The following is a 15,726-nucleotide window of genomic DNA, read 5'->3' as shown; positions in this document are numbered from 1 at the left end:
GGTGCTGCGGTTCGATTCAGGCGCTGAACTGGTGCGGGCTCCCCGTCTGGTACAAGGTGCCGCCAAGCACCGGCGCCGCCGAACGGGCCAGCCGCTCGGCCAGTCCGCGAAACGCCACCGACGCTCCCGCCAGCGGAAACGCGTCGACCACGCTGCGGCCCAGCCGCGCCGCGCGGTGCAGATACTCGTCGGCAGGCACGGACCCCATCGAAGTCAGCTTCACGGCCAGGTAGCGGCTCGCCGCCTGCGCCATATTATCGTATACCACTTTTGCTTCGGATTCGGAAGCGCCGGTGACGAGAATGCCGAACGGACGGCGTCCCAGTTCCTGGCTCAGGCGCTTGATCAGGCAGTACGCCGCCTTGATCGAGGTGGCGCTGGTCGAGACTTGCACGACGATATCCGACGATGCCATCAGCGGCACGGGGAAGCAGGCGCCCTCGTCCGCCACGACGCCGTCGACCAGCACGATGCCGCTCTGGCGCGCCAGCACCTCGAACGTCTTGCCCAGGCGGCGCAGTTCATCCTCGCCCGCATAGTCCATGCTGTCCATCAAATGGTTGCGCGCGCCCAGGCTGGCCACGCCGAAGCCTTGCGGCACCTGGTGGATGACCTGGTTCAAGCCGCACTGCTGGCGCGCCACGTCGCGCAGGCTGGCGCCGTGCGCCAGTCCCAGGCGCGATGCCACGCCATCGCTGCCGCCGCTGGCGTCGAGCAGCAGCACGTCATTGCCGCCGTAGACGAGCGACGCGCCCAGGTTGACCAGCATGGCGCCCTTGTCGTCCTGCGGCGTGGCCGAGAGGAACGTCATGACGCGCGGCTGCGGGCCGGCCAGCATGCGGCGCAAGCCTTCGGCCTGGTCGAAATCGAAATTAGCCAAGGTGCACCCCGCGCGCTTCATTGTTGCGGGCAGCCGCCTGCGCCATCAGCAGCGGCAGTTCGGCGTCGGAAAACTGCGTCGCCGCCGCATCGCGCTTGAGCTTGAAGGCACGGTCGATCAGGTAGCCGCGGTCGGCCAGGTACAGGTCTTCCGGCACGCGCTGGCCGTTCGACACATAAAACAGGTTCAGCTTCTGGCGGATCACCACGTCGAGCACATTGCCGATCGAGGCCGCTTCATCGAGCTTGGTCATGATGCAGCCGGCCAGGCCGCTGCCCTGATACGCGCGCACCACTTCGTTCAACGTTTCCTGCGTGGCCGTGGAGTTCAGGCACAGCAGGCGCTTCACGTCGGCGCCGGCGCCCGACAGCATGGCCACCTGTTCCGTCACCATCTGGTCGCGCTGGCTCACGCCCACCGTATCGATCAGTACCGTATGCTTGTTCTTCAATTCTTTCAGGGCGATGCGCAAGTCCGCCTCGTCCTTCACGGAATGCACCATCACGCCGAGGATCTTGCCGTAGATGCGCAACTGTTCATGCGCGCCGATACGGTAGGCATCCGTGGTGATCAGCGCCAGCTTTTCCGGGCCGTGGCGCATCACGCAGCGGGCCGCCAGCTTGGCCGTGCTGGTGGTCTTGCCGACGCCCGTCGGGCCCACCAGGGCAAACACGCCGCCCTGCTCCAGCATGGCGTCTTCATTGGCCACAGTATTCAGGTTACGGCTCAGGACCGTCTTGATCCAGCGCATGCTTTGCGCGCCGTCGAGGCCGGCCGGCAGCTTGTCGATCAGGTAGCGCGCCAGGCTGGCCGAGAAACCGGCCGCCAGCATTTCGCGCAGCACGACGGCTTTTTGCGGCTCGCGCTGCTGCGTCGAACCCCACGAGATTTCCGCCAGCTGGGTTTCCATCATGCCGCGCATGGCGCGGATTTCATTCATCATGCCGCTCATCTCGGCGGCGGCGTTTTCCTTGACGTGCGCCAGCGCGCTGGCCATCATCTGCTGCATGCGGGCCATGTCCACTGGCTCGGAGGCAGCCTGGCGCGGCGCGGCAGGACGTGGCGCAGCCGGGCGCTGGGCCGGGGCGGCCGGACGCTGCGGCGTGGCGAACTGGGTCTGCAACTGGGGACGGGGCTGGGCCATTTCGGAGGCGGCCGGCGGCGAGGCCAGCGAAGCGGCGTCGTCATTGGCCAGCGCGAGGATTTCCACCACGCCATCGGCCTGGCGGTTCGACAGGATCACGGCATCGGGGCCCAGCGCTTCGCGCACCTTGCGCAGCGCATCGCGCGACGAGGCGCCCGTAAATTTCTTCACATTCATGACCGGCCTCCCAGGGCGGGGGTGGCGCAATATTGGCTGAACTGTGTGACCATCGTCGACTCCTGTTGCTTGAGTGCTGTCTTCCACATGGACACAGATCACCCGGACAGTTTCCATTATTAGCGATGCTTGCAGGAAATGATCGAAGGAACAGGACGGGAAAGTACCCGTTATTCAGTTTGCCGAGAGGAAATTGATGTTTATTTGACCAAAGACAAGGGCTGGGGTCAGACCCGGCGGGTCTGACCCCGGTACTAATGCTGCCAACTATTGTGCCCCCACCAGCGCCGTGACGCGGATGGTCTTGGTTTCCGGCACTTCCGCATGCGACAGCACTTTGAGCTGCGGCAAGGCGCGGCGCAGGAAACGCGACAGCAAGGCGCGCAGCGGCGCCGGCACCAGCAGCACGGGCGTCAGGCCCAGCGCTTCCTGTTGCTGGGCAGCCAGGCCCGCCTGGTGCGCGATGGTGTCGGCCAGGCCAGGCTCGATGCCGGCGCCGTCGCCGCCATTGCCCATCGCCTGCATCAGCAGCCGCTCCAGGCGGCTGTCGAGGGTCATCACGGACAGTTCGGCCGAGCCGGGGAACAATTGCTGCACGATGGCGCGGCCCAGGGCCACGCGCACCAGCGCCGTCAGGTCGTTCGGGTCTTGCGTGCTGACCGTATGCTCGGCCAGGGTTTCGATGATGGTGCGCATGTCGCGGATGTGCACGCCCTCGGCCAGCAGGTTCTGCAGCACCTTTTGCAAGGTCGACAAGGACAGCATCTTCGGCACCAGGTCTTCCACCAGGCGCGGCGACTCCTTGCCCAGGTGGTCGAGCAGCGATTGCACTTCCGCGCGGCCCAGCAGCTCGGAAGCGTGCGAGGTGATCAGGTGGTTCAAGTGCGTGGCCACCACCGTCCCCGCGTCGACCACCGTATAGCCCATCGATTGGGCCTGGTCGCGCAGGCTGGCGTCGATCCAGGTGGCGGGCAGGCCGAAGGCGGGGTCGTTCGTGGCCAGGCCGGGCAAGGTGCCGCTGGCCATGCCGGGATTAATCGCCAGGAACTGGCCATTGAACGCTTCGCCCACGCCCACTTCCACGCCCTTCAGGGTGATGCGGTAGGCGGACGGTTTCAATTCCAGGTTGTCGCGGATATGCACGGGCGGCGCCAGGAAACCCACCTCCTGGGCAAATTTCTTGCGGATGCCCTTGATGCGTTTGAGCAATTCGCCGCCCTGCGTCTTGTCGACCAGGGGGATCAAGCGGTAGCCCACTTCCAGGCCCAGGGTATCGACGGGCATGATGTCTTGCCAGCTGGCTTCTTCCTGCTCGGGCGCCACGGTCGCTTGCGGCACTTCGGCCGGCTTTTCGGCCGCCGCTTTTTCCTGCGTGCGTTTCTTGCTGATCAGATAGGCGGAGCCGGCCAGCAGGGACGCCAGCAGGATGAAGACCATGTTCGGCATGCCGGGAATCAAGCCCATGCCGCCGATGATGCCGGCGGTAATATATAACACTTGCGGTTTCGCAAACAATTGCCCCACCAGCTGGGTGCCGATGTCCTGTTCGCTGGCCACGCGCGAGACGACGATACCGGCCGCCGTGGAAATGATCAGCGAAGGAATCTGCGCCACCAGGCCGTCACCGATGGCCAGCAAGGTGTAGTTCTTGAGCGCATCGGCAAAGCCCATGTCGTGCTGCAGCAAGCCCACCAGCAAGCCGCCGACGATATTGATGACGGTGACCATGATGCCGGCGATGGCGTCGCCGCGCACGTATTTGCTGGCACCGTCCATGGCGCCATAGAATTCCGCTTCCTGCGCCACTTCCGTGCGGCGGCGGCGCGCCTCGTCTTCGCCGATCAGGCCGGCGTTCAGGTCGGCATCGATGGCCATCTGTTTACCAGGCATGGCGTCCAGCGCGAAACGGGCGCCCACCTCGGCGATACGGCCCGCACCCTTGGTCACCACCGTAAAGTTGATGATCGTCAAAATGATAAACACGACGATACCGACCGTGTAGTTGCCGCCGATCAAGAAGTGACCGAACGCTTCGATCACTTTACCGGCCGCGTCGGCGCCCGTATGGCCTTCCGTCAACACCACGCGCGTGGACGCCACGTTCAGCGACAGGCGCAGCATGGTCGACACGAGCAGGATGGTCGGGAACGCCATGAAGTCGAGCGGCTTGACCGTGTACAGCGCCGTCAGCAGCACGATGATGGACAGCGCGATATTAAAACTGAAGAAGATGTCGAGGATGAAGGCCGGCAGCGGCAGCACCATCATCGCCAGCAGCATGATGATGATGACAGGCGCGGCGATGCCCTTGCTGGCGTTGCCACCCATTCCGCTGAGCCAGGCTGGCATTCTCAGGCCGTTCATGGTGTACTTCCTTTATTCTTGTCTTCTGCGCCGGCTGCGGGCGGTGTCTGTGAGGCGGGATTCTGCGGGTCGAGCTCGGGCGGCACGTCGAGTTTCTTCGGCTTGTCGGGACGCTCGCCCTGGCCCTTGCCATAGCTGCGCAGCTGGAACACGTAGGCCAGCACTTCGGCCACGGCGCCATACAGCGCCTCGGGAATCTCGTCGCCGATGTCCGTGTGCTTGTACAGCGCGCGCGCCAGGGCCGGCGCTTCCAGGATGGCGACCTTGTGTTCGCCGGCCAGTTCGCGGATCTTCGCCGCCACCTCGTCGACGCCCTTGGCCACCACCTGCGGCGCGCCGCGCGAATTCTCGCCATACTTCAAGGCCACCGCGTAGTGGGTAGGGTTGGTCACCACCACGTCGGCCGTCGGCACGTCGGCCATCATGCGGCGGCGCGACATTTCATGCTGCATCTGGCGGATCTTCGCCTTGATCTGCGGATTGCCGTCCGATTCCTTCGATTCTTGCTTGACTTCCTGCAAGGACATTTTCATCTTGTTGGCGTAATGCCACATCTGGTACGGACCGTCGATGGCGGCGATCAAGCCCAGCGCGCCGACGATCAACAGGAAAGCCGTGATCAGCAAACTGATCAGATGGGCCGAACCGGCGCGCAGGGATTCCACCGACAAGCCCAGCACGGCGTCCTTTTGATGCTGCATCACCATCCAGGCGACGACGCCGACGACGAGGGTCTTGGCGATGGCCTTGAGCAATTCCACCAGCGCATTCTTCGAAAACATGTTGCCCAGGCCGCGAATCGGGTTGAGCTTGCCAAAATTGGGGGTGAACGCCTTGGAACTGAACAGCCAGCCGCCCACCAGCACGGGCGAAGCCAGGGCGACGAGCATGATGGCCAGCGCGTACGGCAGGCACGTCAGCAAGACCGAACCCACGTCGTAGCCGATGCGCAACATCATCGCGTCGGGATTGAGTATCTGCTCCCGGTCCAGGGTCAGCCCGGACACCATGACGGCCGTCAACCGCCGCACGATGGCGTCGCCGGCAAACCACAGGCAGCAGCCGGACGCCATCAACACAGTGAACGTTGCCACTTCACGCGATCGCGGAACGTCGCCTTCCTCACGCGCCTGCTCGAGGCGCTTCGGTGACGCGGCTTCGGTCTTTTCTGCGTCGCTGTCTTCCGACATCAATCAACTCCGGTGAAGTCCTGCAGCCTGGCTAGGCGCAATACGGACTGGGCATGTGGCATTATCGAGTCAAGTGCCTGTTTACCATCGGCGGAACAGGAGGACAAATGCCCTGTATTTCCTTTACTCCCAGTAACCTTAGCGGGACTTGCGCGCCTCGGCCTGTTTCACGGTCTGCTCGATGGCGCCAAACAGGGATTTACCGTCATCGCCCAGCATTTCCAGCCGGAGCACGTCGCCGAACAGCAAATACGGCGTGCCGGCGACGCCATCGGCGATCATCTCCTGGTTACGTCGCTCAAAAATACTGGAAAATCCCTTCTTGACTTCCTTGTTGGCGACCCCGCCCGCGCTGACCACGCTGCCGGCGCGCGCGTTGCGCGTCTGGCACAGATGGGCGAGCAATTGCGGGTAATTGAACGCCATGTCGGCGCCCGCGTGGGGCTGGCCCGTCAACTTGCCGTTCAGGCTGCAGCGCAGCGCGTAATGCACCTTGCCGCCGCGCCAGGCGTCCCCCAGCTCGTCGGGCGTGATGGCGACAGGTGAGCACGCCATGGCCGGTTTCGCCTGCAGGAAACCATAACCACTCGCCTGCTCGTCCGGCGCCAGGTTGCGCAGGGTGATGTCGTTGACCAGCATCAACAGCTTGATGTTCAGGTGCGCCTGGTCGGGTGTCGACCCCATGGCCACGTCGTCCGTGATGGCGGCGATGCCCGCTTCGTAGTCGATGCCCCACTGCTCGTGCGCCAGCACGATCTCGTCCTGGGCACCCAGGAAATCGTCGCTGGCGCCCTGGTACAGGCGCGGCGCATCGCGCAGATTGGCGGGCGCCTCGCTGCCCGCCGCCTTGCAGCCCCGCTCGATCTGCTGCAGGTAGGCTGCGCCAGCCACGCGCAGGCTGCTGCGCGGCAAGGGCGCCATGCAGTTGGCGGGATCGAATTCGAAGGCGCGATGGCCGCGGCCGCTATTGATGGTCTGGTACAGCAAGTCGAGCTGGGGCGCGATGAAACTCCAGTCGTCGAGCGCCTTTTGCAGGGTCGAGGCGATGCCATCGGCCAGATGGGCCGTTTTCAGGTCGCGCGAGACGACAGCCAGCTGGCCGTCGCGCGTGCCATCCTTCAGGGTAGCTAATTTCATGTGCGGGAAACTTCGTCAAATGCAGGCAATGGAGACTAAAGACGCCAAAAAGCCGGGATATCCCCGGCTTTGGCGGTCAGGAAGGGGCTAGGCCAGGAGCGCGATCTGCTCGGGCGTGAGGTAGCACCACTCGCCTTCGGCGATGCCCAGCGATTCCAGGGTCAGGCTGCCGATGGCGGAACGGTGCAGCGCGCTGCAATGGTTGCCGGCGGCGGCCAGCATGCGCTTGACCTGGTGGTACTTGCCCTGTTCCAGCACGATTTCCAGCTGGTGCTCGCCGCGCTTGACGCAGACGAGGGCCGCCAGCGGGGCCGGCTCGTCGTGCAATTGCACGCCGGCCAGCAGCAGGGCCACCAGCTCATCCGTCACGGGCTCTTGCGTGGTGGCCTGGTAAATCTTCGGAACGTGGCGCTTCGGCGACGATTGTGCATGGATAAACGGGCCATCGTCGGACATCAGCAGCATGCCGGTCGTATCGTGGTCGAGCCGGCCGACGGGCTGGACTTCGCGCCAGGTGAATTGTTCCGGCAACAGGGTCAGCACGCCAGGATGATGGCTGGGCTTGCGCGAGCATTCGAAGTTGGCGGGCTTGTTCAGCGCCAGGTACAGGTGCGCGCGGTACACCCACTCTTCTTCGAACACGTGCAGCACCAGGCCTTCGGTCTCGACGGTGGTGCGGTAATTGGTCTGGGTGACGCCATCGATGACGACATCGCCATCCTCGATGAGGGAACGACAATATTTACGGGTGCCAAAACCCTGCGATTGCAGGATGCGGTCTAGGGATAATTTACTCATGGGCGTGACTTTACCAGAAGCGGCTGGCAGCGTGAAGCGGCGGCGCCTGGCGTCCGCGCGGCGGCCCAGGCGGCACGAAACCATGGTGCACGCAGAAATACCAAAAAGAACAAGGTGAGATTTGGCGAGAAATGGTTGATTCCTTTGAGAAATATCAAGCGCTCGGAATATCGCGTTGATAGACTGAAACTTCGTTAGGAATCCGCCTAGCGAGCTTTAGGAATAATAACTAGGCACCGACTGACAAGGACATCGTATGGAACATACCGATACCATCGCCTTACAAGGCAACATCGCCGACATGCGCCTGCGCATCGCCGCAGAACAGGCGGCCATGCACAAGGTCAGACTCGGCGTGGCGCGCTGGAGCACCGCCCCTGCGCCGCAGGATGCGGACGCGCCGCCATCGCCGGCAAGCCAGACGCGCTGGCATGCCGAGGCGCAATGTCATTTCATGTGCTGGCTGGAACTGGGCGGTTTTGCGCACGCGGATGCGCAGGCCGACAACGCGACCGCGACCGTCATGGCGGACATGCCGTCCGACATCGGCAGCAACGTTGACGCCGGTGCAACAGCAGCCAGGGAAACCAGCGCCGTTCCCCTGCCCGTGCACTGCAACGGCTGCGCCGTCTGAGCGCGGCCCATCCGACCAGCCATGCCACGCCCTCGCATGCCTGCCTTGCCAGCACGCCCAACCCCATCCAGCGACACCGAACCATCGAGCATGAACGACGCACAAAAGGAAACGGCGGCATTGCGCCGCCGTTCCCAAGCCCCATCGGGACTTTAGTGAGGAATGTAAATTCACTCAAAACCACATCTGCGATGCGGCGAGTAGTTCCAAGACCTGCCAATCAAGTTAGTACTGACAACATAGTTGATATATCGCCCCTCCTTGAAAAGAACTACGCTTTCACTATAGCCCAAGCAGCCCTATTTTCAAGCCGATTTACCACCTTATTGAAAATCATTCTCGACTGGCTTGCCTGCCTGCCAAGAGTGATGTCCTCAGCGCAACGCCGGTTGCGACTGCTGCACGGCCGCCTTCATGGCGCCCGCACCCATGGCGGCGCCAAACTTCTTCAGCACCCGTTCCGGCAAGCCTTCATGCTGCGTGTAGTCGACGATGTCTTCCGCCTTGACGACGTCGCGCGCCACGCTGTCGACCGTGCCGAAATCGTCGGCCAGGCCCATTTCCACGGCTTTCGCGCCCGTCCAGTACAAGCCGGAGAAGGTATCGGCCGTTTCCTTCAGGCGCTTGCCCCGCCCCGCGCGCACCACGTCGATGAATTGCTGGTGGATTTCATTGAGCATGCCTTGCGCATACGCCTTGTGTTTTTCCGTCAGGGGGCTGAACGGGTCCATGAAGCCCTTGTTCTCGCCCGCCGTCAGCAGGCGGCGCTCGACGCCCACCTTTTCCATCACGCCCGTGAAGCCGAAGCCATCCATCAGCACGCCGATGGAACCAACCACGCTGGCCTTGTTGACGTAGATGCGGTCGGCGGCGGCGGCGATGTAATAGCCGCCCGAGGCGCACATTTCATCGACCACCACATATAAAGGCTTGTCCGGATAGCCCTTGCGCAGGCGCTGCATCTCGTCGACGATCATGCCGGCCTGCACGGGACTGCCGCCCGGACTATTAATATGCAGCACTACGGCCACGGAACCGGCATCGGAAAACGCCTTGTCCAGCGCGGGGATGACGACGGCGGCCGAGCCGCTGCCTTCGGACTCGATGGCGCCGCTGATGTCGATCAGGGCCGTGTGGCGGCCCAGGGTTTCGCTGTCGTCGGCCGTGTTGTAGTCATAAAACACCCACAGGGCGAACAGCACGATCAGCAAGCCGAAGACCTTGAAAAAGATGCTCCAGCGGCGGTGCGCGCGTTGCTCTTGCAAAGTGGCAAATACCAGCTTTTCCAGCACTTCGCGCTCCCAGTGTCCCGCAGGGGCGCCGTGGCCGGCGGCTGGCGCGCTACTGTCCAGCTTGTCATTCGTGTTATCGCTCATGGTTCACTTTGCGTAAATTACAGAAGGCCTGCCCCGGCCTCAGGCCGGCAGCGGCTGGACATACTCGTCGGGTTGCCAGTACAGCTGGCCATCGCGCTCGGCCACGGCGATCGGGCGCAAGCGCCCGCCCTTGCAGGGGCCGCCCGCACAGTAGCCGCTTTCCGGCACATAGATGGCGCCATGCGTCGAACACATCAGGTACAAGCCGCTGGACTCGAAAAACTCGCCCTCCGCCCAGTCCAGCTCGATCGGCACGTGGGCGCAGCGGTTCAGGTAGCCATACGCCTTGCCGCCATGGCGCACGACAAAGCCCGTGGTGGTTTCACCGCCGGCCGAGACGGGAAAGCGCACGCCCTTGCCGCCATCGGCCACGGCGTCGGCGGCACAGATGAAAACGTCGACAACATCGTTCATCATGCGTGCTCGCTCAGCCATTGATGCAGCTCGGCCACCGTGGCGGCGGAATACAAGGGATTGCAAGCTTGCAACTGCGCCACCGGATGCGCTCCATACTCTACGGCAATACCGGCCGCGCCTGCATTGCTTGCCATCAACAAATCATGACTGGTGTCGCCGATCATCACGGTGCGGCGCATGTCCTGCCCCAGTTCCCGCGTCAGTTCCTGCAGCATGGCTGGATGGGGCTTGGAAAAGGTTTCATCGGCGCAACGCGTCGCATCGAACAGGGATAGCAGCTTGACGGCATTCAAGGAGCGGTTCAGGCCGACGCGGCTCTTGCCCGTGGCGACGGCGAGGAAATACGCTTGCTGCGACAGTTCCTGCAGCATCTCGTAGACGCCAGGAAACAAAGCCAGCTCATGGTCGCGCGACAGGTAGTGATAACGGTAGCGTTCCGCCATGCGCGCATGGTATTTCGGCTCCACGTCGGGCATCACCAGCTGCATGGCTTCCTGCAAGCCCAGGCCGATCACGTGCGAAGCGAGCAACTCGGTGGGAATTGGCAAGCCCAGGTCTTTGGCCGACGCCTGGATGCACTTGACGATGGTCGAGGTACTGTCTATCAGGGTACCGTCCCAATCGAAGACGATCAGATCAAATTGCTTTCTTGCCATGTTTCCCGACGGCATAGCCGCCGGCTCCTTGAGAATGAATGCTGGCGACGACTACCTTGTGGGTAGTGTCGCGCGCACGGTGGATATTTAGCGTGCGGCAACGGCCAATGGTTTGCCCAAGCTTACCAAGAAACGCTCGCATTCGGCAGCCAGCGGCGCGTTCAAGGTCATCGTCTTGCCCGTTTCCGGATGCGTGAACGTGATCTGGTGCGCGTGCAGGAACATGCGTTTCAGGGCGCCGCGCGTGCTGTCGGCTTTCAACAGGGCACGGTTGAGGGCAAAGTCGCCATATTTATCGTCGCCGGCGATGGGGAAACCGGACGAAGACAGGTGCACGCGGATCTGGTGCGTGCGTCCCGTCTTCAATTCCGCTTCCAGCAAGGCGAAGTTGTGATATTTATGCAACAGTGAAAACACCGTGTGCGACGCCAGGCCATCGGCCTGCACGGCCACCCGGCGCTCGCCTTCGGCCGTCGTATATTTATGCAAGGGCAACTTGATATGCTGGCGCGCATTCTTCCAGTCACCCGCCACCAGCACCAGGTAGCGCTTGTCCGTGACGCCGTCGCGCATCTGTTCATGCAGATTCGTCAACGCGGAACGTTTCTTTGCCAGCAACAACAAGCCGGACGTGTCGCGGTCCAGGCGGTGCACCAGTTCCAAAAACCTGGCGTCGGGGCGCGAAGCGCGCAATTGCTCGATCACGCCAAACGAGACGCCCGAGCCGCCATGCACGGCCACGCCGGCCGGCTTGTCGATGACGAGCAGCTGCGCATCTTCGAAGATGATCTTGAATTCGGCGGCCGGCGCGCCCGTGGCGGCCTTTTCGGCCACGCGCACGGGTGGAATGCGCACCACGTCGCCGGCGGCGAGACGGTACAGCTGATCGATACGGCCTTTATTAACCCGCACTTCTCCCGATCGCAAGATCCGGTAGATGTGGCTTTTAGGCACTCCCTTGCACACTCTTAATAAGTAGTTGTCGATGCGCTGGCCTGCTTCTTCCTCGGCGATCGTTACGAATTGGGCTTGCGGCTGAACCGGGGGTGTTGAAGGGGGAACAACATCATTTTGACTCTTCATTTACTATGTCTTCCCAGAAATCTCTCTAAGTCCTTCATTTTGAATATATAATTGTTTTTGCTGCGGCCCTGGCTGCTGCGAGTGTAAGAATAAAAGCACATTTTACACAGGGGCGTCTCCACCGGCCTCGCCAAATTGCAAATTCGGTGGAAAAAAATGTATATGCACCATCCCTGCGCGAATCAAGGTTGCACCGTAGTTGTAATCGGATAACGCGTGGAGATGCTGAAGTGAGTGTATTGGATTATAAGGATAAGTACCCGTTAGCGCGACTTATCGAGTCGGGCTCGCGGGTTGATGAAGTTGATAACGCTTGCCGTTTTCGCCAAACCCCGTATGCGGCCACAATACTGAGGGTTGTCGATGAATAGGCTGAGGCCAAGCCTCGCCATCGCGATCCCTGTAATGAGCCGGCTTACGATTTGGCTCTGAATTTGCTGACCACTTGCATTCTCTGCCCCCGACATCCGGGCTGCTTCAGATGAGTTGCAGGTGTCCTGTGCACTCGGCATGACGATCGACCTCACCGCGCCTGTTGCGGCCGTAACGTATACCTCGTACGCGTTGTTGCTCCGCACGCCTAGGCATTTCCCCCGCCAGCACTCCCGTTCTCGCATATATCCCTGTACTTCGCCGCTTCCCCGGAAGCGGCTTTGAGATGGCCTACGGGTCGCGGAGTTATAAAAATGAAACGCATGTTGTTTAATGCCACGCAGCAAGAAGAACTGCGCGTAGCGATTGTCGACGGACAAAAACTGATCGACATCGATATCGAGACAGCCGGGCGCGAACAGCGCAAATCCAACATCTACAAGGGCGTGATCACGCGCATCGAGCCATCGCTCGAAGCGTGCTTCGTCAGCTATGGCGAAGACCGCCACGGCTTCCTGCCCTTCAAGGAAGTTGCCCGCACGTACTTCCGCGAAGGCGTGGACGTGCGTAACGCCTCCGTCAAGGAAGCGCTGCGCGAAGGCCAGGAAATCATGGTCCAGGTGGAAAAGGAAGAGCGCGGCAACAAGGGCGCCGCCCTGACCTCGTTCGTCTCGCTGGCCGGCCGTTACCTCGTATTGATGCCGAACAACCCGCGTGGCGGTGGCGTATCGCGCCGCGTGGAAGGTGAAGAGCGCCAGGAATTGCGCGAAACCATGGATAAACTGGACTTGCCAGCCGGCATGTCCGTCATTGCCCGTACCGCCGGCATCGGCCGCAACGTCGATGAACTGCAGTGGGACTTGAATTACCTGATGCAACTGTGGCGCGCCATCGAAGGCGCCGGCAAGTCGGCCAACGGCGCTTTCCTGATCTACCAGGAATCGTCGCTCGTCATCCGCGCCATCCGCGACTACTTCCAGCCCGACATCGGCGAGATCCTGATCGACACCGACGAGATCTACGACCAGGCGCACCAGTTCATGAGCCACGTGATGCCCGACATGGTGCACCGCGTGAAACGCTACAGCGACGACGTGCCGCTGTTCTCGCGCTTCCAGATCGAACACCAGATCGAAACGGCGTACAGCCGCACCGTGCCGCTGCCATCGGGCGGCGCCATCGTGATCGACCATACGGAAGCGCTGGTCTCCGTCGACGTCAACTCGGCCCGCGCCACGCGCGGCTCGGACATCGAGACGACCGCCTTCAACACCAACTGCGAAGCGGCCGAAGAAGTGGCCCGCCAGCTGCGCTTGCGCGACTTGGGCGGCCTGATCGTCATCGACTTCATCGACATGGAAGTGGCAAAGAATCAGCGCGAAGTGGAACAGCGCCTGAAAGATGCGCTGCACCATGACCGTGCCCGTGTACAAATGGGCAAGATTTCCCGCTTCGGCCTGATGGAACTGTCGCGCCAGCGCCTGCGTCCTTCGCTGTCCGAAGGCTCGCACGTGACGTGCCCGCGCTGCTCCGGCACCGGCCACATCCGCGATACGGAATCGTCCGCCCTGCAGGTGCTGCGCATCATCCAGGAAGAAGCGATGAAGGAAAACTCGGCCACCATCCACGTGCAAGTGCCCGTGGACGTGGGCGCCTTCCTGCTGAACGAAAAGCGCGGCGAAGTGCTGAAAATCGAAAACCGCCACCGCATCGCCGTGATCCTGATCCCGAACAAGCATCTGGAAACGCCGCACTACAAGCTGGAACGCATCAAGCACGACGATCCGCGTCTGGAAGACAGCCAGGCCAGCTACAACCTGGCCGAAAGCGCTGAAACCGACATGGCTTACAGCAAGCGCCAGAAGGAAGAAGCCAAGCCGCGCCAGGAAGCCGTCGTCAAGACGATCACCCCTGACCAGCCGGCACCGCTGGTCGAGCGCAAGCCCGTCGAAGCGAAACCGGCTCCCGTGGCCGCGCCTGCCGCGCCGCAAGGCCTGATCGCCAAGATCATCAGCTTCTTCACCGGCGCCCCGGCACCGGTGGCGCCGGCGCCCGCCCCAGTCGCCCCAGCCAAGCCGGCCGGCGCCGACCGCGGCGACCGCAACAGCCGTGGCCCGCGTGGCCGTGGCCGTAACGGCAAGCCTGGCCGCGAAGAGCGCGAACCGGGCCAGGGCCGTCCAGCCCAGGACGATGCCGCGAAAGAAGCGGAAGCACTGGAAAAAGCGGCCCGTCCGCCACGCCCGCCGCGTCCGCCACGCGAACCGCGTGAAGCACGCGAAGGCGGCGATGCAACGGCAGCGCCACGCGAACGGGGCGAACGTCCTGAACGCGCGGAACGCCCGGAGCGCGCCGAGCGTCCTGAACGCGCAGAGCGTCCGCCACGCCAGCCACGCGAAGGCCGCGAACCACGCGCCGACAAGGCTGTTGTTGCTGAAGTGAAAGCTGAAGAGCTGGCACTGGTTGGCGCCACCGCCAGCGCAGTGAACGTCGTCGTGCCGTCCAACGGCCCGGAATCCGACGCCGCACCGGCCAACCTGCTGAAAGCACCGGCGAATGCCGGTCCTGAAGGCGAAGAGACGGAAAACGACGTGGAAGGCGAAGAACCGCGCCGTCGTCGTCGTCGTGGCGGCCGCAACCGCAACCGCCGCGACCGCGAAACGGGCGAGCTGATCGAATCGGCAAATGGCGAGAACGAAGGCCAGGATGCGCCAGTGATCAGCTTTACGGTTGCTCCGGCGCCGGAAGCCGCTGTCGCTGCCGCGCCAGTGGAAGCTGCAGCTGAAGCCGCGCCAGCCGTCGTGGTGGAAGTGGTGGAAGTGACGGAAGTGGCCAAGGTCGTGGACATCGCCAAGGTCGAAGAAGCCGCTCCTGTCGCGGAAGTTGCCCCAGCTGCTGAAGTGATCGTGCCGGCAGCCCCTGTCGAAGCGGCTGCAGCGCAAGCTGAACCAGCCGCTGCCGAACCGGCGCCGGTTGCCGAGTACAGCTTTGCCGAAAAAGTGGAAGCCGCACCAGCGCCTGCCCCTGCTCCAGCGGAAGTCATCGTCGAAGCGGCGCCTGTCGTGGAAGCAGTTGCTGTCGTGGAAACCGTCGTCGTGGTGGAAGAAGCGCCGGTAGCCGAAGCGGCGCCTGTCGTGGCGGAAGCCGCGCCGGTGGTTGCCGAAGTTGCTCCTGCTCCTGCACCAGCGCCGGCGCCTGTCGCCGCGCCTGCCCCGGCGCCTGCCGCGCCAGTGGCCGCGCCGCTGGACTTGAGCGCAGTGCTCGGTTCGGCCGGCCTGACCCTGGCTGCCACCGATCCGGAAAAACTGCGCCTGGCGCAGGAAGCGGCCGCCAAGGCAGTCGCTCCGGTACGCAAGCCGCGCGAACGCAAGCCATTGCCGCCGCAATCGGATGAGCCGTTGATCCAGGTCAACACACAACGTCCATAAGCGTGCGGGGTTCGCCCAGCCGCCGATGATGAAGGGGAAGCTCAGGCTTCCCCTTTTTTACGTCCCCAACTTT

At 62.9% G+C, this 15,726-nt stretch carries 12 protein-coding genes; 2 read left to right on the top strand and 10 right to left on the bottom strand.

Annotated features, from left to right (window positions below):
• Positions 1-16 precede the first annotated feature (16 nt).
• From CLU94_RS19535 to CLU94_RS19510, 6 genes are all read right to left on the bottom strand, one after another.
• Entirely contained in the window at positions 17-880 is an 864-nt protein-coding gene (locus CLU94_RS19535) for a MinD/ParA family ATP-binding protein (RefSeq protein ID WP_099666848.1), read from the bottom strand.
• Positions 873-2,201, bottom strand: a complete 1,329-nt coding sequence (gene flhF / locus CLU94_RS19530) for a flagellar biosynthesis protein FlhF (protein WP_034785293.1) — start codon at positions 2,199-2,201, stop codon at positions 873-875. The genes CLU94_RS19535 and flhF overlap by 8 nt, the downstream gene beginning before the upstream one ends.
• A gap of 267 nt (positions 2,202-2,468) precedes the next feature.
• The gene (gene flhA / locus CLU94_RS19525) at positions 2,469-4,565 is read right to left on the bottom strand and encodes a flagellar biosynthesis protein FlhA (protein WP_077407865.1); all 2,097 of its coding nucleotides are present in this window, start codon (positions 4,563-4,565) and stop codon (positions 2,469-2,471) included.
• Positions 4,562-5,755 carry a flagellar biosynthesis protein FlhB gene (gene flhB / locus CLU94_RS19520; RefSeq protein ID WP_092608479.1) on the bottom strand — a complete coding sequence of 398 codons (1,194 nt, stop codon included), beginning with the start codon at positions 5,753-5,755 and terminating at the stop codon, positions 4,562-4,564. Before flhB ends, flhA begins: the two co-directional genes overlap by 4 nt.
• A gap of 138 nt (positions 5,756-5,893) precedes the next feature.
• Positions 5,894-6,892 carry a fumarylacetoacetate hydrolase family protein gene (locus CLU94_RS19515; protein ID WP_099666847.1) on the bottom strand — a complete coding sequence of 333 codons (999 nt, stop codon included), beginning with the start codon at positions 6,890-6,892 and terminating at the stop codon, positions 5,894-5,896.
• Between the two features lie 87 nt (positions 6,893-6,979).
• On the bottom strand, positions 6,980-7,690 hold the full coding sequence (locus tag CLU94_RS19510) for a pseudouridine synthase (RefSeq protein WP_034754110.1): 711 nt from the start codon (positions 7,688-7,690) through the stop codon (positions 6,980-6,982).
• Positions 7,691-7,946: 256 nt separating this feature from the next.
• Between CLU94_RS19510 and CLU94_RS19505 the strand changes: the two genes are divergently transcribed.
• On the top strand, positions 7,947-8,324 hold the full coding sequence (locus CLU94_RS19505; RefSeq protein WP_099666846.1) for a hypothetical protein: 378 nt from the start codon (positions 7,947-7,949) through the stop codon (positions 8,322-8,324).
• Positions 8,325-8,698: 374 nt separating this feature from the next.
• Here CLU94_RS19505 and CLU94_RS19500 read toward each other — a convergent pair whose 3' ends face one another.
• From CLU94_RS19500 to CLU94_RS19485, 4 genes are all read right to left on the bottom strand, one after another.
• Positions 8,699-9,700: a S49 family peptidase gene (locus CLU94_RS19500; protein WP_099666845.1), complete on the bottom strand. Its 1,002-nt coding sequence runs from the start codon at positions 9,698-9,700 to the stop codon at positions 8,699-8,701.
• 39 nt (positions 9,701-9,739) lie between these two features.
• The gene (locus CLU94_RS19495; protein WP_099666844.1) at positions 9,740-10,117 is read right to left on the bottom strand and encodes a Rieske (2Fe-2S) protein; all 378 of its coding nucleotides are present in this window, start codon (positions 10,115-10,117) and stop codon (positions 9,740-9,742) included.
• Entirely contained in the window at positions 10,114-10,773 is a 660-nt protein-coding gene (locus CLU94_RS19490; protein WP_035821424.1) for an HAD-IIIA family hydrolase, read from the bottom strand. Before CLU94_RS19490 ends, CLU94_RS19495 begins: the two co-directional genes overlap by 4 nt.
• 87 nt (positions 10,774-10,860) lie before the next feature.
• Entirely contained in the window at positions 10,861-11,856 is a 996-nt protein-coding gene (locus tag CLU94_RS19485; protein ID WP_099666843.1) for an RluA family pseudouridine synthase, read from the bottom strand.
• Between the two features lie 686 nt (positions 11,857-12,542).
• Here CLU94_RS19485 and CLU94_RS19475 point away from each other — a divergent pair.
• The gene (locus tag CLU94_RS19475; protein ID WP_099666842.1) at positions 12,543-15,653 is read left to right on the top strand and encodes an Rne/Rng family ribonuclease; all 3,111 of its coding nucleotides are present in this window, start codon (positions 12,543-12,545) and stop codon (positions 15,651-15,653) included.
• Positions 15,654-15,726: the final 73 nt, after the last annotated feature.

The sequence above is a fragment of the Janthinobacterium sp. 13 genome (genome assembly GCF_002749695.1).
Classification (GTDB): domain Bacteria; phylum Pseudomonadota; class Gammaproteobacteria; order Burkholderiales; family Burkholderiaceae_D; genus Janthinobacterium; species Janthinobacterium kumbetense.
Note: the sequence above shows the minus strand (reverse complement) of the source record. Positions and strands in the feature narration are given on the sequence as shown.